The organism is uncultured Exiguobacterium sp., assembly GCF_964277885.1.
In the GTDB taxonomy this organism is placed as follows: domain Bacteria; phylum Bacillota; class Bacilli; order Exiguobacteriales; family Exiguobacteriaceae; genus Exiguobacterium_A.
Map to the genome: position 1 here is coordinate 85,749 of NZ_CAXYJR010000006.1, position 20,039 is coordinate 105,787.

The 20,039-nt window shown below is 46.9% G+C and carries 20 protein-coding genes; 7 read left to right on the forward strand and 13 right to left on the reverse strand.

Annotated features, from left to right (window positions below):
• Positions 1 to 534, forward strand: a complete 534-nt coding sequence (locus ACHWTJ_RS13515) for a DUF420 domain-containing protein (protein ID WP_064300688.1) — start codon at positions 1 to 3, stop codon at positions 532 to 534.
• A 43-nt stretch (positions 535 to 577) separates the two neighbouring features.
• On the opposite strand, the gene motB is transcribed toward ACHWTJ_RS13515, so the two are convergent.
• The 3 genes from motB to ACHWTJ_RS13530 form a co-directional block, all read right to left on the reverse strand.
• Positions 578 to 1,345, reverse strand: a complete 768-nt coding sequence (motB, locus tag ACHWTJ_RS13520; protein ID WP_294751952.1) for a flagellar motor protein MotB — start codon at positions 1,343 to 1,345, stop codon at positions 578 to 580.
• Positions 1,320 to 2,105: a flagellar motor stator protein MotA gene (gene motA, locus ACHWTJ_RS13525; protein WP_294740009.1), complete on the reverse strand. Its 786-nt coding sequence runs from the start codon at positions 2,103 to 2,105 to the stop codon at positions 1,320 to 1,322. Before motA ends, motB begins: the two co-directional genes overlap by 26 nt.
• Positions 2,106 to 2,203: 98 nt before the next feature.
• On the reverse strand, positions 2,204 to 2,443 hold the full coding sequence (locus tag ACHWTJ_RS13530) for a hypothetical protein (RefSeq protein WP_023469697.1): 240 nt from the start codon (positions 2,441 to 2,443) through the stop codon (positions 2,204 to 2,206).
• A gap of 160 nt (positions 2,444 to 2,603) precedes the next feature.
• Between ACHWTJ_RS13530 and ACHWTJ_RS13535 the strand changes: the two genes are divergently transcribed.
• A complete protein-coding gene (locus ACHWTJ_RS13535; protein ID WP_294748109.1) occupies positions 2,604 to 3,995 on the forward strand; it encodes a TrkH family potassium uptake protein in 1,392 nt (463 codons plus the stop codon).
• A gap of 52 nt (positions 3,996 to 4,047) precedes the next feature.
• Here ACHWTJ_RS13535 and ACHWTJ_RS13540 read toward each other — a convergent pair whose 3' ends face one another.
• Together ACHWTJ_RS13540 and ACHWTJ_RS13545 are read right to left on the reverse strand one after the other, a co-directional pair.
• Entirely contained in the window at positions 4,048 to 5,112 is a 1,065-nt protein-coding gene (locus tag ACHWTJ_RS13540) for an SDR family oxidoreductase (RefSeq protein ID WP_394679866.1), read from the reverse strand.
• The gene (locus ACHWTJ_RS13545) at positions 5,112 to 7,247 is read right to left on the reverse strand and encodes an ATP-binding protein (RefSeq protein WP_394679867.1); all 2,136 of its coding nucleotides are present in this window, start codon (positions 7,245 to 7,247) and stop codon (positions 5,112 to 5,114) included. Before ACHWTJ_RS13545 ends, ACHWTJ_RS13540 begins: the two co-directional genes overlap by 1 nt.
• Before the next feature lie 162 nt (positions 7,248 to 7,409).
• Here ACHWTJ_RS13545 and ACHWTJ_RS13550 point away from each other — a divergent pair, with 162 nt between their 5' ends.
• On the forward strand, positions 7,410 to 7,937 hold the full coding sequence (locus ACHWTJ_RS13550; protein ID WP_394679868.1) for a restriction endonuclease: 528 nt from the start codon (positions 7,410 to 7,412) through the stop codon (positions 7,935 to 7,937).
• Positions 7,938 to 8,108: 171 nt separating this feature from the next.
• A complete protein-coding gene (locus tag ACHWTJ_RS13555; RefSeq protein WP_023469691.1) occupies positions 8,109 to 8,585 on the forward strand; it encodes a hypothetical protein in 477 nt (158 codons plus the stop codon).
• Positions 8,586 to 8,630: 45 nt separating this feature from the next.
• Here the strand turns inward: ACHWTJ_RS13555 and ACHWTJ_RS13560 are convergent, their stop codons facing one another.
• Positions 8,631 to 9,254, reverse strand: a complete 624-nt coding sequence (locus ACHWTJ_RS13560) for a DUF1836 domain-containing protein (protein ID WP_294739999.1) — start codon at positions 9,252 to 9,254, stop codon at positions 8,631 to 8,633.
• Positions 9,255 to 9,370: 116 nt separating this feature from the next.
• On the opposite strand from ACHWTJ_RS13560, the gene ACHWTJ_RS13565 reads away from it, so the two are divergent.
• Complete coding sequence (locus ACHWTJ_RS13565; protein ID WP_394679869.1) at positions 9,371 to 10,018, forward strand: diacylglycerol/polyprenol kinase family protein; 648 nt, start codon at positions 9,371 to 9,373, stop codon at positions 10,016 to 10,018.
• Between the two features lie 3 nt (positions 10,019 to 10,021).
• On the opposite strand, the gene ACHWTJ_RS13570 is transcribed toward ACHWTJ_RS13565, so the two are convergent.
• The 3 genes from ACHWTJ_RS13570 to ACHWTJ_RS13580 all read right to left on the reverse strand — a co-directional run bounded on the left by ACHWTJ_RS13570 (position 10,022) and on the right by ACHWTJ_RS13580 (position 13,487).
• The gene (locus ACHWTJ_RS13570; protein WP_394679870.1) at positions 10,022 to 10,882 is read right to left on the reverse strand and encodes a tetratricopeptide repeat protein; all 861 of its coding nucleotides are present in this window, start codon (positions 10,880 to 10,882) and stop codon (positions 10,022 to 10,024) included.
• Between the two features lie 141 nt (positions 10,883 to 11,023).
• The gene (gene ald / locus ACHWTJ_RS13575; protein ID WP_029342897.1) at positions 11,024 to 12,148 is read right to left on the reverse strand and encodes an alanine dehydrogenase; all 1,125 of its coding nucleotides are present in this window, start codon (positions 12,146 to 12,148) and stop codon (positions 11,024 to 11,026) included.
• Between the two features lie 121 nt (positions 12,149 to 12,269).
• Complete coding sequence (locus ACHWTJ_RS13580) at positions 12,270 to 13,487, reverse strand: CdaR family transcriptional regulator (RefSeq protein ID WP_035395605.1); 1,218 nt, start codon at positions 13,485 to 13,487, stop codon at positions 12,270 to 12,272.
• 144 nt (positions 13,488 to 13,631) lie between these two features.
• On the opposite strand from ACHWTJ_RS13580, the gene ACHWTJ_RS13585 reads away from it, so the two are divergent.
• On the forward strand, positions 13,632 to 15,008 hold the full coding sequence (locus tag ACHWTJ_RS13585; RefSeq protein ID WP_394679871.1) for an alanine/glycine:cation symporter family protein: 1,377 nt from the start codon (positions 13,632 to 13,634) through the stop codon (positions 15,006 to 15,008).
• 55 nt (positions 15,009 to 15,063) lie between these two features.
• Here the strand turns inward: ACHWTJ_RS13585 and ACHWTJ_RS13590 are convergent, their stop codons facing one another.
• The 4 genes from ACHWTJ_RS13590 to ACHWTJ_RS13605 form a co-directional block, all read right to left on the reverse strand.
• Positions 15,064 to 15,921, reverse strand: coding sequence for a sulfite exporter TauE/SafE family protein (locus ACHWTJ_RS13590; protein ID WP_394679872.1), 858 nt, complete (start codon positions 15,919 to 15,921; stop codon positions 15,064 to 15,066).
• Between the two features lie 114 nt (positions 15,922 to 16,035).
• Positions 16,036 to 17,592, reverse strand: a complete 1,557-nt coding sequence (locus ACHWTJ_RS13595) for a cation acetate symporter (protein WP_294739992.1) — start codon at positions 17,590 to 17,592, stop codon at positions 16,036 to 16,038.
• Positions 17,589 to 17,915, reverse strand: a complete 327-nt coding sequence (locus tag ACHWTJ_RS13600) for a DUF485 domain-containing protein (RefSeq protein WP_294739990.1) — start codon at positions 17,913 to 17,915, stop codon at positions 17,589 to 17,591. The genes ACHWTJ_RS13595 and ACHWTJ_RS13600 overlap by 4 nt, the downstream gene beginning before the upstream one ends.
• Before the next feature lie 272 nt (positions 17,916 to 18,187).
• On the reverse strand, positions 18,188 to 18,832 hold the full coding sequence (locus ACHWTJ_RS13605; RefSeq protein ID WP_294739988.1) for a TVP38/TMEM64 family protein: 645 nt from the start codon (positions 18,830 to 18,832) through the stop codon (positions 18,188 to 18,190).
• Between the two features lie 238 nt (positions 18,833 to 19,070).
• Here ACHWTJ_RS13605 and ACHWTJ_RS13610 point away from each other — a divergent pair, with 238 nt between their 5' ends.
• Positions 19,071 to 19,985, forward strand: coding sequence for a rhodanese-related sulfurtransferase (locus ACHWTJ_RS13610; RefSeq protein ID WP_290753479.1), 915 nt, complete (start codon positions 19,071 to 19,073; stop codon positions 19,983 to 19,985).
• The last annotated feature ends 54 nt before the right edge of the window (positions 19,986 to 20,039 follow it).

Consider the following 20,039-nt stretch of genomic DNA (forward strand, 5'->3'; position numbering starts at 1 on the left):
ATGCAACAACCTGCTACTAAACGGAATTTCGTTCCACTCGTCATCCTATTGACACTCGTCATCAACTTGCTCGTGGCGCTTTTATTCTTTGCACCACCCGTACAAGTCGATTCAGGGTTTGATTGGACGTTACTTCCTTTTTTGAACGCCATCTTCAATAGTTTTACCTTCATGTTATTGCTCGGCGCATGGATTTCCATTCGTCGTGGTAATCGCGTGAATCATCGTCGCTTTATTGGTGGTGCGATGACGACGACGACTTTATTCTTAATTTCGTACGTCACGTATCATGCCGTCAGTGAATCGACGAAATTCGGAGGCGAAGGTTTCGTTCGTCCCATCTATTTCTTCATCTTGATTACGCACATCATTTTAGCTGCAGTCATCGTCCCGCTCGTCTTGATGTCACTCGCGCATGCTGTGAATCAAAATTTCGAGAAGCATAAAAAATGGACACGCTTTACGATGCCGCTTTGGTTATACGTCAGCTTAACGGGCGTCATCGTCTACATCATGATTCGTCCGTATTATTAAAAAAGACTCCTTCGTGTCTACCACGAAGGAGTCTTTTTGATGGTCAGGACTTAACTTTTGTTTCGTCGAGTACGTTCGCTTTCAAATCGATCAATGGTCGAATCAATACTTCGACACGACGATTTTTGCTACGACCGGCTTCCGTTTGATTGGACGCAATCGGTTGGAATTCTCCGTAACCGCTGACGGTGAACCGTTTCGGTTCGAGCTTCGGATTGCGTTGCAAGGCACGCATGAAACTAATCGCCCGGTCCGCACTCAGTTCCCAGTTTGACGGATACTGTGCTGTATTAATTGGGATATTATCCGTATGACCAGAGACTTGGATTTGACGTTGCCCTGCCTTGACGAGAAGTGCACTCATGCCTTCTGCGATTTGAAGCGAGCGTCCCTTTACTTCTGCTTGAGCTGGTGAGAACAACGCTCGATCACGAATCGTAAAGACAAGTCCTTCGTTCGTGATTTCGACCTTGATGTCTTTCTCAAGTTGTTCATTTTTGATGTATTTATTTGCTTCTTCTTTAATCTTCTCGAGTTCTGCGATTTCATAACTTTGTGCTTTCGTCCGTGCGTCGAGCTTTTTCGAATCCTCTTCTTCTTGAGTAGAGAGTGAGCTATTCGTAATCATCCCTGAACCACCGTTGAAGACAGAGCTAAACGACTGGGACATTGCTTTTAACTTGACGGCATCGACATTACTCGAAGCAAACAAAACGATGAAGAGTGCCAGTAGTAAGGTCAATAAGTCGGCATAGGGAATTAACCAGCCTTCGGAGATATGTTCATCATGCGGCTTCTTTTTCCGCTTCATAGTTCGCACGCTCCTTCGGTGTCAGGTACACGAGTAGCTTATCTTCTAAGTTTTTCGGTGATTCACCGTTTTGGATTGACAGAATACCTTCGATCATCATTTCATACAACTGAATCTCGTTTGCTGATTTTTGCTTTAGTTTTGTTGCGAATGGGAACCAGAGCACGTATCCGGTGAAAATCCCGAATAGCGTCGCGATGAAGGCACCGGAGATCGCATGACCTAATTTTTCGATATCCGACAGGTCGGATAAGGCGGCGACTAGACCGACGACGGCACCAAGAACCCCGAGGGTCGGAGCATAGGTTCCAGCTTGCGTGAAGATGTTCGCATTGGCATGATGCCGTTCTGTCATGTTTTCGAGGTCGCGTGTCATGACGTCCTCGACGTATTCAGACGGCTGTCCATCGATGACCATCATGACACCACGTTTCATGAACGCATTGTCGACTTCTTCTAAGGCAGCTTCTAATGATAACAGTCCCTCTTTTCGGGCTTGTGTCGAGAGTGTCAGAAATTGTCCGAGTAGGACTTGTTTCGTCATTAATTTTTGTTCGAAAAAGATGATTTTAAAAAGAGCTGGTAAAGCCTTCAGTCTTTCCTTCGGGAAGGAAATCATGATGGCAGCTGCTGTCCCGACAAAGATGATGACGAGGGCTGCAGGGTTAAGTAGGGCGACTGGAGGCGCACCCTTTAAGATCATTCCTCCGATCAGTGTGATAAGACCTAATATGATCCCGATTATCGACACGATATCCATGATTGATGTGTGCCACCTTTCTGTATGTAATGCGTATAAGAACGAAAAATAAAAGAGCAGAAGACACTTCTTCTGCTCGGAAATCCAAAAACCGAGAATCAAGCGCCGTTTTCATCGATTAGCATTTGAATGCTTTCGTTTCGTTCGTCACGCTCTATATCGGTCAGTACGTCGTATTTTTTTAACACTTGATACAATTCATTTAGAATCGGTTGCTCCAAATGTAGTGACAAGAGTTCCTCAAATTGATAATACAATTGCGCAGGCATCCATTGTGATTGCCGTTCCAGCCTTCGCCAGACATCCTCAATCGAATGATCAGCCGTCTTAGGGTCCACTGTTTCCCTCAACCTCCTTTAATGATTACACGTCCACTTTTATCTAGTTTACCAAAAAAATAAGAAAACGTTTAGTCGATTGCATATTTCGATAGAACTTCTTAATTCGAGGGAGTATGATAAAGACAATTCTGTCTGAAAAAAATCTAGGGGGAGTAAGATGTTCTCGCATAAAAGACGTTCACCACTGGCGCGTTTTGGTCGTGTGGGTGAATTGATGTACCATCAGTTGTTCGATAAACCGGCACGCTTCATCGCGACGGGGTTCACATTAACCATTTTATTAGGTGGTTTTTTGTTATGGTTGCCCATTTCACAACAGGAGGGGCAAGATGTCTCCTTCATTGATTGCTTATTTGTCGCGACTTCTGCCGGAACCGTTACGGGTCTATCGACGATTAATATCGCTGAAGCCTTTAATCTGCTCGGTCAACTTATCATGATGCTCTTGATTCAGGTCGGGGGGCTCGGGTTCATGACGATTGCCCTCGTCCTACTGAGCGTCACGGGACGAAAAATCGGGATTCGTCAGCGCATCATCATCCAAGAGATGTTCAACCTCGATAGCCCAGGGGGGACGATTCGTCTTGTTCGAAATATCATTGTCACGACAGTCCTTGTCGAAGTCGTCGGTATGTTCTTGATTGCGCTTGATTTGTTCATCCAATACAAATACAGCTTGGGGAAAGCACTTTACTTCGGTTTGTTCCACGCCGTATCTGCCTTCAACAATGCGGGATTCGCACTTTGGGGCGATAACTTGATCGGTTTCCAACAAGATACGACGTTTATCCTGACAATCGCGGCCCTCTTGATGATTGGTGGATTAGGTTTTACCGTCATCGCGGATATTGCGGGAAAACGAAGCTTTAAAAAAATCTCTCTGCACTCGAAATTGATGGTGCTGTCTTTACTCGTCATCAACGGACTAGGCGTCTTAGCGATGATGCTTTATGAATGGGTGTCTCACTTAGGTTCATTGCGAGACGAGTCGTTCTTTCATGCGCTCCATATCGTATTCTTCCAAGTCGTCACGACACGGACGGCTGGATTCCAAACGATCGACTTAACGACGATGGTGCCGCTTTCGATCGGATTGATGATGGTCCTGATGTATATTGGAGCAGGTTCCGCATCGACGGGCTCTGGGATCAAGGTCACGACGGCAGCGGTCATCTTAAAGAATGTCTGGACGTATTTACGCGGACAGCGTGAGACCGTTCTGATGCGACGGACGGTGCAAGCACAGGCGATCCAAAAAGCGTATGCGATTGCTGTCTTCAGTTTGTTATTCATCGCTTTGATCACGACGCTCCTTGCGTTGAGTCAACCGAACCTCTCGTTCATTGGTCTGTTCTTTGAGACCGTCTCCGCATTCGGGACGGTCGGTCTATCATTGAATGTGACACCAGAGTTAAACAGCTTTGGGAAGTTCTTGATCATGTTCATGATGCTGCTTGGACGTGTTGGATCTTTGACGATTCTGTTCACGTTTGCGGCACAACGAGACCGGACGATTCGTTATCCAAAAGAAAATATGTTGATCGGGTAACCGATAAAAAAAGTCCAATCGACTTCCGTTGCGGAAGAGCGATTGGACTTTTTTAGTGTGTCGCGTGCGTTTGGTAATACTGCACGAGCCGAGGCATCGTTTCTGCAAGATCCGGACAAATGATTCCAGTATCTCGTAAATCACGTAAGGCCTGTGTCGTATCGTATTGAACGGGATGGATGAAATAATCGAGTGTCTGACGTTGCATCTGGAGCCGTTTTGCGACGGCGGGAGTCACCGCCGTACTGACGAGCCGAAATGGTACGATACCACGCGGGTAACGTCCATAATAGGCGACGTGTAACATCTCAAAAATCGCGCGCGCACCATGTGGAAAGGGATCCGTCAGGTGATAGGTCTTGTTTTTTCCGACGGGTGCATGACTGAGATAAGCAGTCGCTTCAATGACATAATCATACGGCACGAGATTGACGAGTGCGTTCGCTCGACCGGGATACGGAAGAGGAGCAAAGGATTGCAGGAGGCGCATCGCGTTCAAAACGAAATAAACGCCATCCCATTTCGGAGTTTCACCTGTTTCAGAATGTCCGACGACGATGCCAGGGCGGATGATTGTATAGGGAATCGTTCCGAGTTCTTTACGTAAGCGCACTTCGGCGAGGTATTTCGTTTCTTCGTAAGCATTTTTAAAATGACTTGCCTGTAACTCCTCTTCAAAAATCGTTCCGGAGCGCAGACCGGAGACATACGCTGTACTGAAGTAGATGTAGCGTTCTAAAGCACGGCACGTATGGGCGAACTGTGTCACGTTCGCGGTACCGATGACATTGATCCGAAAGGCAGGTTCATAGGCCGTAGCCAAATCATATAGCGCCGCAAGATGGAAGATATGTGTGACATCCTGTTGCAAGGTCATCCGTGTATCGGATGACAAAGCAAGTTGTTCGACCGTGATATCACCTTCGTGCAACACGAGTTGTTCCGGTCGTAAAGATGTATGTTCTAAAAGGTCATTGCGCCGCTTAATAGCTGCATTTCGCTCTGACGATAAATGAAGCAAATGAAAACAAGCGATTTGATCCGGTACACGTGCCAGTTGTTCAATTAGTTTCGTCGCTAAAAAGCCGGGAAAACCTGTCATGAAATAGGTCCGCATCAATTCCATTCCTTTCTTGGGTCGCGTTCGAGGACGACGGTGAACGTCGAACCATCATTGATTTCTGATTCAACTGAAATCGCTCCGCCGTGCGATTCGATGATTTCCTTACAGATGGCAAGACCGAGACCGGTACCGCCGATTTTCCGGATGTCGGAGTTATCGACCCGGTAAAATTTCGTAAATAGCTTTTCAAATGCGTTTTGTGGAATACCCAGTCCGTGATCAGTCACGGAGAATGTCGCTTGCTCTTCGCTTGCCGAGAGACGGACCTGGATCTGATTCGCCTGCGGAGAGTATTTGATGGCATTCGAAAGTAAGTTCAACATGACTTGTTTGATTTTGTGCTCGTCCGCGAAAATCACAACAGGATCTTCTGGCAGTTCTAGATCAATCCGGTGCGTCTCGACGGTTTCCCCATAGGCATCGACGGTCGATGCGAGAAGGGCGCGTAACGAGAACGAGGTAAAGGTATACTCCTGTTTGCCACCCTCTAGACGCTGAATGTCTAAAAACTCATTCAACAGCGTCGTCAGTCGTTTTGTCTCTTCGTGTACGATTTCCACATAACGTTTAATTTTATCCGCCGGTTGCTCCCGGTAGCGAAGTAATTCCATATACCCGAGAATCGATGAGAGTGGCGTCCGTAACTCGTGTGACACGGTACTGACGAGTTCATCCTTGACTTGATCCATCTTTGCTTCCTCTGTCCGGTCACGGAAAACAAATAAGAAACCATGACGAGAAATCCGACTCTTCTCCTTCTTGATCGCCGTCGCATAAAATTCAAAATAAAGCGGACTCGATTCGTTTGGTCGTTGTAACGTGAAACGAAACGATAGTTCAGAATGTTTTCCTGCTAATAATTCTTCGACTTGTCGCAGCATATCGAATCGGGTATTCAAATCAAGGTTCGGAATCAAGCTGATCCGTTCTTGAATTTTACTTGGCGCAATCCCGGGTACATCAAGTAACTTGCGCGCTTTGACGTTCATGAAGATGAAACTTCCATCCTCTTCCGTCAGCAGAAATCCTTCGTTAGAGGCTTGAAGAATCGATTGCGTGATGTCACGTTGGCGCATGATGGCATTTTTTTCGCGTTCGAGCATTTTCTCGATTTTCTTCCGTTCGGTGATATCCCGAACGACAGCAACGCGCATCCGGATATTGTTGTAGATGATTTCGCGCGGAAAGACTTCGATTTCGACAGAAGTTCCGTCGGCACGTTGACCGAGGACTTCGTATGGTTCTTCTCGATGCTCCTCGATCCGTTGCAAGACACGCGCATGATGATCCGGATGGATCAACTCAAGCGTCATTTTCCCTTTCATCTTCTCAAGCTTTGTCCGGAAGATGACCTCTGCTGCTCGGTTGGCATCGATGATGATGCCATGGTCATGAAAAATAACGGCCTCAACGACGGATTCTGAGAAGAGCCGGAAGCGGCGTTCACTTTTCGTCAGGTGCCATTCGATTTGTTTTTGCGTCGTGATGTCCTGAATGAGCAGGAAGTACGTATCGTTTGGCAAACGTGTCATATAAAGACGTCCATGAAACGTTGAGCCATCCAAACGATGGTATGTCCATTCGTTTTCCGCTTCCCGTCCATGAAGTAAAAAGAGCTGCGCATCCGATAAGTCTTTTAAATTGAGTTGATCCAAATGTTGACGGCGGGTAGCGACTTCCTTTGCGTCGTGTAGAATCGTCGGCTGGAGACCGATGATGTCTTCGGCATGATCAAATCGGAATAAGGTACTGGCTATTTCGTTACATGCTTGAATCCGAAACTCCGCATCCGTGATGAATAAGGCGGCATCAAGCGTCGAATCGAATAAGTCTTCTATTTTCAGAGAAGCGACATGGACAAGAAAGTAGTCCGTCTCTTCAATCGCTGTGACTGTTAACTGATGTGTCGTCGAAATGACGGTTTCCTTTTGGAGCGGAAACAAATCATCCGTGATCGAAAAAAGTTCTTGAATCGTTTGGATGTTTGGAGCGGTCATGAACTGGTGTCGAAACGCGTCATTATGAAATTGAATCTTTCCATTTGCATCGACAAGAAGTGCGGGGTCTTTCATAGCACGTAACGTCGAATGGATGACTCGGAGCGATGAAGGGGATGAATGTTCTGCCATGAGCTACCTCCTGACTGGTCTTCGACCATGGATTTTAAGACAGTCTTTCCTCGTTAGCTTACTTCTGCAAGACGAGTCGTGTTTCCTGTCGAAGGAAGCAACCAACGAAGAATTTTAGTATAGTGAAAAAAAGGTCATGACAAAGTAGAGGGGAAAAGCAGGATGAAACGATTGAAACGAAAACGATTGTTACTAGCAGCTTTGTTTGCAATGATAGGAATTTTCGGAACTTATTTTTTTTCGAGTTCTTGGGAACCTTTAATCTTAATCATCAGTATAGTAGGGTGTATCCTTTTTCTTCTTTTGTCCATTTTAACGCCGTCGCTTGAAAAACGACTCGATCGAATGGAAGGACGAGAATTTGAAGAATGGCTTGCCGATTTGTTTGAAACAGCAGGATATCGTGTCGAGTTGACACCCGCTTCACGCGACTTCGGAGCAGATTTATTGATAGAGGATGAACGAGGGTATAAGATTGCCATCCAGGCAAAGCGATATAGTGCGGCTGTAGGGCTCGAAGCGGTTCAACAAGTCGCTGCCTCGGTTCCATTCTATGGAATGGACGAGGGATGGGTCGTTACGAATTCGACCTTTACGGAAGCCGCATATCAACTGGCAGAACCAAATCAGGTTCGCCTCATCGCTCGGGAAGAATTGCTTGCATTCGCAAAGGAGATGAACCTGCATTGAACATGTCGAATGATTGTCGACAAAAGGGGGTTGTCAATTTGGAGAAACGGTGCAATAATCATTTTCGTTAACGAAATATCATACAGATAAAGAAAGTTAAACTATACAGGATGTCTAAATAAACTGGGGACGAAAAACCAGCACGTTTTAGCAGTGAGAGGAGAATTTCTGTTGCGCAAAGTTGTCTATGTGCAGGGTTGCGTTTTTTCGCAAGGTCATGCCGCGATTTATGATGAAGCGCACCAAATGATTGGTGCGGTTCAACACGACGAAAACGGTCGTGTTCAAGTAATGAATGGTGAAGGTAGAGGGGTAGCGTTTGGTAAGTTCATTCCGACATGTAAGAAATGGGTCGTGATGAACCATGATGGACAAGAGGTAGGTCAAATGCGTGAGAAGTTTTCGCTCTTCTCGAAGAAATGTGAGTACAACGTATATGAGCGTGGTACGTTCACGATTTCCTTCGACCTGACAAAAGGAAAATTCTCCGTACGGAGTGCAGCTGGAGAAGTCGTCGCGGAATTGTTGCAAGACGGTGATGAGTACCGTCTCGTCAAGGATGCGGACAAACTCTCGATGTACGAACTACTCTCTGTCTTGAAAAGTCTGACGAACAATGTCCACTATAAATCACTGACAGCCGTCTAAATAAAAAAAGATGCCTTCCATGACATGGATGGCATCTTTTTTTCATCATGTCGTTTGGAGGACATGATGGAGGCGTTGTTTCGCTTCGTGCGTCAAATGCGACACACGACGGGCATAGAGGCACAGTTGCAGGACATGGACAGTTTCAGGGCGGTAGGCGTTAATGCGCTCGAGCGAGCGTCTCAGGCGCTTCTCCGTCAATTCAATCGGTCCACTTGTTTCCGCATGTTGCGTATAGACGAGATAAAAATTAAGCGGGCTGATTAAGTCATCCTCATCGATATTCGGGTTCTGGAAGACGATCGTCAGCAGTTCCCGTGTTTCTTCTAACGAGAAAAGATGTTTTAAATCGTCCAGCAGGTAGATGATAGCGGCTTGATTGATCGAGTATTTCTTTCCACGATGCGGTACGCCGATGATGTCCCGAACTTCACGTTTCGTCCAGTTCTGGATCGTCGTCGCCGACATGTGTTCTCCGATTAGAGCATTTGCCAAATGAACGATTTCGTTGATCGATAGACCATTTTTCAATGGATCGAATTGTTTCAAGCGATTGATGACCTTTGGCAATTCCGTTCCTTCTGTTGCGACGAGGGGTTCAATCCCTTTCCCTTCGTTCAGGCGTTGCAGACAACTTGATAATGTTTGGACTGCTTGAGCATCATACATTTCCAAAACTTCCTCTCTAGGACGTCATTTGACCTTATGTTATCAAATGAAGGTTCAATAGGGCAAATGGCAACTAAAACAACGTACAATAAAATAATAGGAAAGGGGGAATCGCGATGGAATGGTTTGCTGCCATTGGTACGATTGGCATCGTCGGCGTCATTCTCGTCATTCTTGAATTCATTGGACGCCGTTTCGGTTGTTCTCCCGAGACGGTTCGGAAATGGATTCATATTGCTGTCGGTCACTGGGTCTTTCTTGCGCTACTATGGCTTGATCACTGGTACGTTGCGATCGTACCGTTGTTATTCTTTGCTCTCGTGAATCTAGTGACACTACGAAAAGGAATCGGTCAGATGCACGATGTCGATCGTCCTTCTTACGGAACCGTTTATTATCCGCTCGCATTAGCCGGACTCGTCCTGTTCTTCTTCGAGCGACAGCCGATGGCGCTTGTTGCGGGAAGCATGGTGCTTGCTTGGGGCGACGGTCTCGCGGCTCTCGTCGGAAAACGCTATGGAAAGACGTTTTACGTCCGTGGTGAGACGAAACGATCCTTTGAAGGAAGTATCGCCCTGTTTTTGGCGTCATTCCTCGTGTTGACCGTGACGTTCTTGTTTTATGGACAACCGGTTTGGCTCGCTGTCAGTTATGGCTTCTTGCTTGCGAACATCGCAGCCTTGATCGAAGCCATCTCATATCGCGATCTCGACAACTTGATCTTGCCATGGACGATCGCGGCACTCGTCGCGTTTGCTTTTTAACGTTTAGTCGCGTAACAACAATTGTTTGAAATAGAGAAAGCGTAATCGAATATAGTCCGGGTACGCACGCCAACCTGCATGACGGATGGTCATATCCCGACACATCTCCTGAAAGACATGGCGATAGATCTTTTCTTCAGAATCGTCATAAACAGCTGCGAATAAGCCATGCTCGAGCATGTTGGAAAGGCATTCGTCGAGCTTAGCGTAGAGGGTCTCGTCGCTGTCTTCGCGCAATGTAGCATGCAGCTTCTCATATTGAATGCTTTGATTGACAGAAGCTGTCGCATGAAAGACGGTGGTTTTGTCGAGATGGGATACGCCAAGAATTAATGCATAGAGTGCTTCCAACATGTCGATTGAATGACCGTCTAATTGTTGGATGGAATCAATGGCCATCAGCGTATCGATTCCAGATGCGCCAACCTTCTTTAAATATGTAAACGCATGAACAGCGGACTCCCCATAAAATTGACGATGATTGTAATGGACGGCAAGGAAACGATGTCCTGCTGGCTCTTCAGGGAACCGTGTGATGGCTGAAAGGAAAAACTGTTCTGCTTCGTGCATATACCCTTCCTCTTCACTGATGATACCGAGGAGTATGTATCCTTGCACATGTTCGCCGAGTTGCTGATGTGTCTCTTCGATCAGCCGGCGCGCTTGAGTGTGTTCTTTCTTGAAGTAAAGGGAATGAGCTGTAGCAATGTTGAGCAATGGATGAGATGGGACGAAAACACGTAAGCGCTCGGTTGCGGCAATACGTACGCTCTCTTCTGTATCGGATGTCAGTGCTTCGAGTAACGCGACTTCAGCGACGTGGCTCTGGAGTTCGTGAGAATAGGCGGTTATGGTTTGTGTCATGTAATGAGATCCCCTCTACTAGTTCAAAATCATAAGTCTTCGTTTCTCATCATATGACAAGCCAAGTGTTGCCTCAAGAAGTAATAAAAAATAGTCGATGGTTCCTCAAAAAGGAATCATCGACTATTTCTACTTTCAAGATTATGCGTGTAGATGAAGCACATCTTCAACGGATTTGTACGTGTATCCGAGGTCGCGTGCGACCGCTTCGTACGTGACGAATCCTTGCGCGACATTTAGTCCTTTTTCAAGAGCATCGTTTTCAGCAAGCGCACGGTGTGTGCCTTTGTTCGCGAGCTCAAGGACATACGGAAGCGTTGCGTTCGTCAATGCTAGTGTAGACGTACGTGGAACAGCACCTGGCATGTTCGCAACTGCGTAATGAACGACACCGAATTTTTCGTACGTTGGATCATCATGCGTCGAGATGCGGTCGACCGTCTCAAAGATTCCGCCTTGGTCGATGGCAACGTCAACGATGACAGCACCCGGCTTCATGCGTTTGACCATGTCGGCAGTGACGAGCTTCGGTGCTTTTGCACCTGGAATCAAGACAGCACCGATGACGAGATCACTTTCAGCGACAGCTTCAGCAATCGTGTACGGGTTTGAGATCAATGTGTTGATCGAGTTACCGAAGATATCATCCAACTGGCGAAGGCGTTCTGGGCTGACATCAATGATCGTGACATCTGCACCGAGACCAACCGCGAGTTTCGCAGCATTTGTTCCGACGACACCGCCACCGATGACTGTGACTTTTCCACGACGAACTCCAGGAACACCTGCAAGCAGGATTCCCATACCACCGTGTGGTTTTTCCAAGAACTGTGCACCGATTTGTGATGCCATACGTCCTGCGACTTCACTCATTGGTGTTAACAATGGAAGAGTGCGGTTCTTTTCAACCGTCTCATAAGCGATTGCTGTGATGTTCGAATCAACGAGTGCACGTGTCAGTTCTGGCTCAGCAGCTAGGTGAAGATACGTGAACAATGTCAGATCCGGACGGAAGTATTGGTACTCCGAAGCAATCGGCTCTTTGACTTTTAAAGCAAGTTCGGCTGTTGCCCAGACTTCAGCAGCAGTCGCGATGATTTCAGCACCTGCTTTGACATATTCTTCGTTCGTGAAGCCACTCCCCATACCTGCCATTGATTCAATGATGACACGATGCCCTTGTGCATGTAACGCTGCTACCCCGGCAGGTGTTAATGCAACACGGTTTTCGTTGTTTTTAATTTCCTTTAATACTCCAATGATCATGTGAACGCGATCCCCTTTCGCAAATAAACAAATCAATTTCTCTACTTCTTCAGTATACGAGAAATGAAAGCGTTCTACTTTATCGGTGTTTTCAAAAATAACCGATATCCTTTGTGTAAAATCACAAAGGATATCGGTCTGCTTTTAGGTACAAATAAAGTAAGGAACGTTCGGGTAGTGATTCCATCCGGATACCCGCTTCCTCCTCGATCCGTCGCATCCGATAGAGGATCGTATTCGGATGAACATGGAGATGGGAGGCGACTTGTTTGACGTTCCCATCATAATGAAGGAACCATTCTAGCGTTTCACATAAAGAGGAAGCATGTTTCACATCGTAAGCACGCAAACGTTCGATTTCTTCAAGGCGAACCGTTCGTCGTCGCAGACGTTCCGAGAAAATCGGTAAGAGCTGGAATAAGCCGAGACGTTCGTAACGCGTCACGTTCTTCAGCTCGAATGGAAAGGCATCTTTCAAACGTAAGACGATACCCGCCTCTTCGTACCGCTCGGGAATCGCTTGGACACCGGTGAAAACTTCACTACTTGCCGCGACGAAATCCGTATAATCGAATCGCTCCGCAAGCAATTGACGGAACGACTGGATGAAGGCATCGAACTGCAGGCGTTCTTGTTCCGCATCGCGATCGTTTGTGCTGATCCACAAGATGAAATCCGTCTCGTCATATGCGTAAAGCAACGGACGAACCGTCTGCTGGATCGTTAATAAATAGCGCAGACGATCGGCGAGACGTGGTGTGATTGCCTCCGAAAACCGGATGACCGTCAAGCGACTGATGCCGGGTGGTGCGACGTGTAGTTTAGAGAACATCTTCAGGATTTCCGACTCGGATAGTTCTTCATGTAATAACTCGAAGAAGAACTGTTCCGTTTGCTCTTCCTTCCGTTTTTTCTGCATGTCGATCGCGAGCAACTGACGTTGAGCAAGCAGAGCCCCTTTCTTTAAATCCGCTAATTCTGATGGGGTAAACGGCGTGCTTCGGGCAATCGACCAGATATAGCCGAGAATTTCTGAATCTTGCTTGATTGCAATAGCGACGCGGTCATTCAGTCCGACATCCGTGCGTGCGGAAATGATAAGCGGATCATCTTGTGTAGCAAGGCTCTGGATGACTTCATCTTTCCAGAGTTGGTCGATGACTGATTCAGGTACCCGACGACCGATGATCGTTGCGACACGGGCAGGGTCTGTATCAGCAGTATGCGTACTATACGCAAGGAGGCGGTGATTACGATCTTCAATCGTAATCGGCGCATTCAAGGCGATACCGATCGCTTCCGCTAAATCGTCTAACGAATGGTATGAAGCTTCTAACATGGAAATTCCCTTCTTTCTCTCTCGTTCAGTATCTTTAGTATAGCTTCTGTTGTGTAAAATCACAAAAAGTATTCTTTTGTATTGTACGAAAACACAACCGCATGCTACGGTAAGCCTCGGAAAAGAGAGAGAGGATGAAATGGCATGGAAGTGTTACGTCTGATATCGGCTTGGGTCTGGGGAATTCCAAGCATGGTGTTGTTGGTAGGAACAGGAGTGTACTTTACGATCCGCTTACGTGGTCTTCAGTTTCGGCGTTTAAAACAAGCGTTTCAATTGTCTGTTCAAAAGTCAGGGCAGGGTGAAGGAGAAATCAGTAGCTTTCAGATGTTGATGACGTCTCTCGCGGCGACGATCGGGAATGGAAATATCGCGGGAATCGCGGTCGCCTTGACGATGGGCGGACCGGGTGCGGTCTTTTGGATGTGGATCATCGGTTTGATCGGAATGGCGACGAAGTATGCGGAAAGTCTCCTTGCGATTCTGTTCAGAAGTCGAAATGAACGTGGCGAAGCCGTCAGTGGACCGATGTATTATATCGAGAAAGGGCTTGGACCTAAATTTAAACTCCTAGCCATCTTGTTTGCGGTATTTGGTTTGATCGCATCATTTGGTGTCGGGAACACCGTGCAAGCGAATGCGATGGCGACGGTGCTTGAGCAGTCGTTCCATGTGCCGCTACTACTATTTGGTGTATTGCTCGCGATAGCAGTCTATGTATCGATTCGTGGTGGACTCGAACGCGTCAGTGCGATCTCGACGATCTTCGTTCCGATTATGAGCTTGCTCTATATCGGTGCCGCTTGTGTCCTTTTAGTAGTAAAGGCAGATCAGATTCTACCCGCCCTTGGTTTGATTTTTGAGTATGCTTTCCAGCCGCTTGCGCCTGCAGGTGCTTTCACCGGTGTATCGATCATGATGGCAATGCAAGTTGGTGTAGCACGAGGCATTTTCACGAATGAGGCAGGACTCGGGACAGCAGCCTTGATTGCTGGATCTGCGAAAAGTGAACGTCCGGTCGAACAAGGATTGATCTCGATGACGAGTACCTTCATCGTGACTTTGGTCGTCTGTACGATGACGGCACTTGTCCTTCTGACGACAGGTTTTTGGGATCCGTCAGGCGGATTACATTCCGGTATGACACATGATGCGAATCTTTCTGGGGCAGCGTTGACGGCAACTGCCTTTGCGAGTGTCCTTGGATCATTTGGAGAATGGACTGTCGCCTTCTCCGTCTTCTTCTTCGGTTATTCGACGATCATCGGTTGGTATGTCTATGGAGAGAAGTGCTTGGAGTACTTGAGCGGCACGACACGCTTCAACGAAGGATATCGTGTATTCTTTGCGCTCGCAGCCTGTTATGGTGCGGTCGCGCAATTAGAACCGTTGTGGCTTGTCGCAGATATCGCGAACGGGCTGATGATGATTCCGAACTTGGTTGGAATGTTGTTCTTGTCGCACTTAGTCATTGAACAAACGAGAGACTATGAACGAGCCGGTCACAAACGAGTGGCTTAACGGAAAAAAGCGGTGATGCCTGATAGGGGCATCACCGCTTTTCTGATGAGACGATTCATCCATTCGTTCGACGACGGCTGTAGATGAGGAGTGTCAGTAAGAAAATCAAACTAAGCGCAACGAGAACGGAGAGTGAAGCGACGTTCCAGCCGATGATCTCGAGTAACACACTGACCGCAACCGTCAAATAGAAGATACCGAGGTACTTTTTGACGAACGGACTTTCGAAATGCGTCAACTGCTTCGCGCCAATCGGTGCTCCGAGCAAGGCGCCGACAATCAGCATGATCCCGACGAGGATATCGATATTCGTACTCGCGACCGTATAGTTGACGAGTCCCGATAGAACGATCAGTAACGCGGAAGCAATACTCGTTCCGACCGCACGTTTCAACTCATAGCCAACGATCCCGACGAGTAACGGTGTGATGATGAATCCACCGCTGACACCGAGGAGCGAAGAGATGAATCCAGCGAACAGACCAGTGAAGGCAAGGGCAAGATATCGATTTTTCCAACCAGTCTGTTCACTGATCGTTGCTTTCGGACGTAAGAACTTATTTGCGAAGTAGAGTAAGAGTCCGACATAAACGATTGAGATGACGAGATGGGCACCGTTGACTTCCTCTAAACGAAGGACGAGTGGTGTCGCGATCGTTGAACCGATGATTCCAACGCCCCCGACGACAAGACTATCGCGCCAGACGACATTTTTAAGGCGTGAGTGAGAGATCGTACCTGAAACCGTTGATCCGAGAGTCAGCATGAGACTGGTCGCGATCGCAACGCTTGGAGCATATCCTAAAATAAGTAGTAGGGGCGTCAAGATGATACCGCCACCGATTCCAAAAAAGCCGGAGATGATTCCAATGAAAAATCCGAGGATTAAGAAATAATAAAAAGCGAGATCCATGTACAGTCTTCCTTTCCTTTTCTTCTCTATTCTTCACTTAGTATGGCAATGAATGAGAAGAATGTAAAAGGGGACGGCTCCTTCAAGGGGGTTGAAGGAGCCGTTAAGGGGAACTTATTCTTTTGACGCGGCGACTTCCGTCGCTGCATCGATACCGGTATTGGCCTTGACTATGATACGTTCGAAGTTACCGGCAACTTCGTTCGATTTCGTCAACAATGTTCCGACGATGGCTCCGAGGAAGCCAAGCGGGATGGAGACGATTCCTGGATTCGTCAGCGGGAAGAGGGCTTCCCCGACGAACAAGGCTGAACCGTCGACTGCCCAAAGGTTTGGACTGAGTGCGACGAGAATCAGTGAAGAGAATAACCCGACGACCATACCTGTGACAGCTCCGCCAGTATTGAAACGGCGCCAGAAGATCGTCAAGAGAATGACTGGCAAGTTGGCACTTGCCGCGACAGCAAAAGCGAGCGAAACGAGGAACGCGACGTTCATCGATTGTGCGAACAATGCTAGTACCATCGAAATCAAGGCGACGGCGATGGAAGCAAGGCGTGCTGCCGTCATCTGTTCTTTTTCCGTTGCTAGCCCTTTGCGTAGAATATGACTATAGAAGTCATGGGCAAAGGCAGACGCAGCGGATAAGACAAGTCCTGCAACAACAGCGAGAATCGTCGCAAAAGCGACCGCAGCGACGAACGCAAAAAGTAAATCGCCACCAAGTGCTTTAGCGAGAAGTGGCGCAGCCATGTTACCAGCGGCATTGGCGGCAATGATATCTTCAGAGCCAACGAAAGCAGCGGCACCAAAGCCGAGGAAGATCGTCAAGATATAAAAGACACCGATGATCCATGTTGCGTACACGACGGATTTACGAGCTGTTGGAGCATCTTTGACGGTAAAGAAACGAATCAAGATATGTGGCAATCCGGCTGTTCCGAGAACGAGCGCAAGATTTAGTGAAATCGTATCGAGTGGTAACTTGAACTTGTTCCCAGGGTTCAAGAATGAATCTCCGAGCGGTGTCGCTTGTTTAACTTCTGAAAACATCTTGAAGATTGAGAAGTCGAACTTTGCGAAGACCATGAACGAGATGACAGCTGTTCCTGCCATCAAGAGAATTGCTTTAATGATTTGGACCCACGATGTCGCAGTCATACCTCCGAAAACAACGTATATCGTCATCAAAATGCCGACGATGATGACACTCGTCGTATAAGGAATACCTAATAATAGTTCAATCAAGGCACCTGCACCGACGAGTTGTGCAATCATATAGAAAATCGAGATTGCGATTGAGTTCATGGCAGCGACCCCACGAACTTTTGACGCGTTGAAACGAGCGGCAATCATATCCGCCATCGTATACTTCCCGAGGTTCCGAAGCGGTTCGGCAACGAGGTATAAGACGACGAGATAGGCAACGAGGAAACCGATCGAGTAGAAGAACCCATCGAATCCGGCTAAAGCGATCATACCGGCAATTCCGAGGAATGAGGCAGCGGACATATAGTCACCCGCAATCGCCATTCCGTTTTGGGCACCGGTGAGTCCACCGTCTGCTGTATAAAAATCGTTAGCAGTTTTTGTTTTACGGGCAGCAAAGTATGTAATGACGAGCGTCAAACCGACGATCGCCGCGAATAAAGCAACGGCAGTGTAATTCATTTCGACTCCTCCTTGATTTGTTCGACAAGTCGATCAAAGGCGCGAGCTTTTTTGCTGTATATCATACAGAACGTCCATGTCATGATGAACTGGGCAAATGCGAAGATCCAAGCTCCCGTGATATCTCCGAACACCGGCTCATTCAAAATCGTGAAGTAACTTGTCAAAATCGGAAGCGCAAAATAAAAAATCAGGCAAAAACTAATGGCTGGAAGAATGAATCCATTCTTTTGGCGCATCAATTGTTGAAAAGTAGCGCTTTCGACGATCGCTGGAGCGGGCTGAGTCGCTTCATTTTTCTGGACTTCGGACACTTGATGCATGAGGACGCCTCCTTTATGAAATGAATGTAAATTCATTATAGAGATGTCGTTTCTGGAAAAGCTATCCTAATTTTCCGAAGAGAAAAGTGATTATTATATTAATATTGGTCATACCAATTAGATGTAAGCGTTTTTAATATTGAACATTGTTTGAACGTTATACTTATATATTAATAACCTTTAAAAATGATTCAAAAGACCTATCGGTATGATGAAAACGATTAAAGACTAAAAAAAGCCTGTCTATGGGAGTTATAGACAGGCTTGGATCGTTATTCAGATGGATGCTCGATTTTGTTTTCGATTTCTCGTAGATGATCTGCGCGTTTTGAAAGGGCGCGACGCTTTAACCACTCTTCCGTTCCACGACTGACTCCCCAGATGGCGAGTAAAATCAAAAATAGAAGAACGAGACGCATCGGACGTTCGAGAAACGTCGACCATTCCTTTCCGATCAGCGAGAAGATGATGACGACGATCAAACGACCGGCACCAGCAGCGATCAAATACGTCCGCAGCGATAGTTGAATCATAGCGGAAATGGACGTGATGATGAACGCAGGCATGAACGGAAGCGAGAAAAAGAATCCGAGTGAGATGGGACTCATGTGGCGAACACGTTCGATCCACTGTTGCGCGGCATGGTGTTTTTCAAGCCAACGCGTGACCGGACGACGAAATAGATATCGAATACAAGCGAAGACAACGAGTGATCCAAGCATGCTCCCGACCCATGATACGAGAACACCCATGCCAAAACCATAGGTTGCCGCATTCGCGGAAATGATCAGGACGAGTGGCAGGAAAGGAAATAGAGACTCAAGAAACGGGGCAATCAAACCGGTGGCAGCTCCTCCAGGTAAGTCTTGGAGAAAGAAAATCATCTGCTCGATCCAGTCACGAAGTGTATGGAGCATTCGGAATCCTCCTTGCAAGATGTACTACTGTGTTTTATTTTACCTCTTTCTGATTCAGAAAGGGAATGAAATTCCGTGAAAGGGATTCAGGAATTGTGGATTGTACATTCGAAAGGGAGTTGGTATTATACTTAAATGGGTGCGTTTTGCAGGCGTTCCCAGCTAGTCAATAGCTAGACGCTTCGTTTGCCAACGTTCGTTTTACTGCAAAAAACTGACATGGGGGCTAATGAGGAATATGAAACCTTATCGCGTACTATTATTTTATAAGTATGTTCCAATTGAAAATGCGGAACAGCTGACGAAAGAGCATCTTGCTTACTGTAAAGAGCTCGGTATTAAAGGTCGAATTTTGATTGCACCAGAAGGTATAAACGGCACACTCTCTGGAACGGTCGAACAAACGGAACAATACATGAAGGATTTGACGGCGGATCCACGATTCGCTGATATCGAATTCAAAATCGATGAAGTCGAAGAGCACGCCTTCAAAAAGACATTCGTCCGTTACAAAAAAGAACTCGTCACATGGCGTTTTGAAGACGAATTCAACGTACCAGAAGAACACGCTGCATATCTCGAACCAGCAGAGTGGAAAGAAATGATGAAACAAGATGACGTCGTCATTCTCGATGTACGAAACAACTACGAATACGACCTTGGACATTTCAAAAATGCCGTAAAAGTCGATGTCGATGCTTCACGGGAATTCCCGGAATGGCTAGACGAGAACGAGCATTTGTTTGAAGGAAAAAAGGTTCTCACATACTGTACGGGTGGCGTTCGTTGTGAGAAATTCACGGCGTACTTCCGTAAACGGCAACAGAGTGATGATATCTTCCATCTAAAAGGCGGAGTCGTCATGTACGGAAAAGACGAACAGACACAAGGAGAAGACTGGGAAGGTGAACTATACGTCTTTGATGAGCGTGTACAGGTTCCTGTTAATACCGTTAACCCTTCTGTCGTCTCAGAATGTTACTACTGTGGAAAACCGGAGACACGCTACGTTAATTGTGCAAACCCGGAATGTAATCGACAGCACTTCTGCTGTGAAGAATGCGAACCGAAAGTCATGCGTTCGTGTTCCGATGAATGCCGGGAGCATCCGCGCAACCGTTATGAAAAAGAGCAACAAGAAGAATTAGTATAAGGCACGCGTAAAAAGCCGGAGGATTTCTTTAGTAGAAATCGCCCGGCTTTTTGT

Bases quoted from the DNA above. Each gene is read 5' to 3' on its own strand.
- ACHWTJ_RS13515 (WP_064300688.1), top strand. From the start codon at position 1: ATGCAACAACCTGCTACTAAACGGAATTTCGTTCCACTCGTCATCCTA.
- motB (WP_294751952.1), bottom strand. From the start codon at position 1,345: ATGAAGCGGAAAAAGAAGCCGCATGATGAACATATCTCCGAAGGCTGG.
- motA (WP_294740009.1), bottom strand. From the start codon at position 2,105: ATGGATATCGTGTCGATAATCGGGATCATATTAGGTCTTATCACACTG.
- ACHWTJ_RS13535 (WP_294748109.1), top strand. From the start codon at position 2,604: ATGTTCTCGCATAAAAGACGTTCACCACTGGCGCGTTTTGGTCGTGTG.
- ACHWTJ_RS13540 (WP_394679866.1), bottom strand. From the start codon at position 5,112: ATGCGGACCTATTTCATGACAGGTTTTCCCGGCTTTTTAGCGACGAAA.
- ACHWTJ_RS13545 (WP_394679867.1), bottom strand. From the start codon at position 7,247: ATGGCAGAACATTCATCCCCTTCATCGCTCCGAGTCATCCATTCGACG.
- ACHWTJ_RS13550 (WP_394679868.1), top strand. From the start codon at position 7,410: ATGAAACGATTGAAACGAAAACGATTGTTACTAGCAGCTTTGTTTGCA.
- ACHWTJ_RS13560 (WP_294739999.1), bottom strand. From the start codon at position 9,254: ATGTATGATGCTCAAGCAGTCCAAACATTATCAAGTTGTCTGCAACGC.
- ACHWTJ_RS13565 (WP_394679869.1), top strand. From the start codon at position 9,371: ATGGAATGGTTTGCTGCCATTGGTACGATTGGCATCGTCGGCGTCATT.
- ACHWTJ_RS13570 (WP_394679870.1), bottom strand. From the start codon at position 10,882: ATGACACAAACCATAACCGCCTATTCTCACGAACTCCAGAGCCACGTC.
- ald (WP_029342897.1), bottom strand. From the start codon at position 12,148: ATGATCATTGGAGTATTAAAGGAAATTAAAAACAACGAAAACCGTGTT.
- ACHWTJ_RS13580 (WP_035395605.1), bottom strand. From the start codon at position 13,487: ATGTTAGAAGCTTCATACCATTCGTTAGACGATTTAGCGGAAGCGATC.
- ACHWTJ_RS13585 (WP_394679871.1), top strand. From the start codon at position 13,632: ATGGAAGTGTTACGTCTGATATCGGCTTGGGTCTGGGGAATTCCAAGC.
- ACHWTJ_RS13590 (WP_394679872.1), bottom strand. From the start codon at position 15,921: ATGGATCTCGCTTTTTATTATTTCTTAATCCTCGGATTTTTCATTGGA.
- ACHWTJ_RS13595 (WP_294739992.1), bottom strand. From the start codon at position 17,592: ATGAATTACACTGCCGTTGCTTTATTCGCGGCGATCGTCGGTTTGACG.
- ACHWTJ_RS13600 (WP_294739990.1), bottom strand. From the start codon at position 17,915: ATGCATCAAGTGTCCGAAGTCCAGAAAAATGAAGCGACTCAGCCCGCT.
- ACHWTJ_RS13605 (WP_294739988.1), bottom strand. From the start codon at position 18,832: ATGCTCCATACACTTCGTGACTGGATCGAGCAGATGATTTTCTTTCTC.
- ACHWTJ_RS13610 (WP_290753479.1), top strand. From the start codon at position 19,071: ATGAAACCTTATCGCGTACTATTATTTTATAAGTATGTTCCAATTGAA.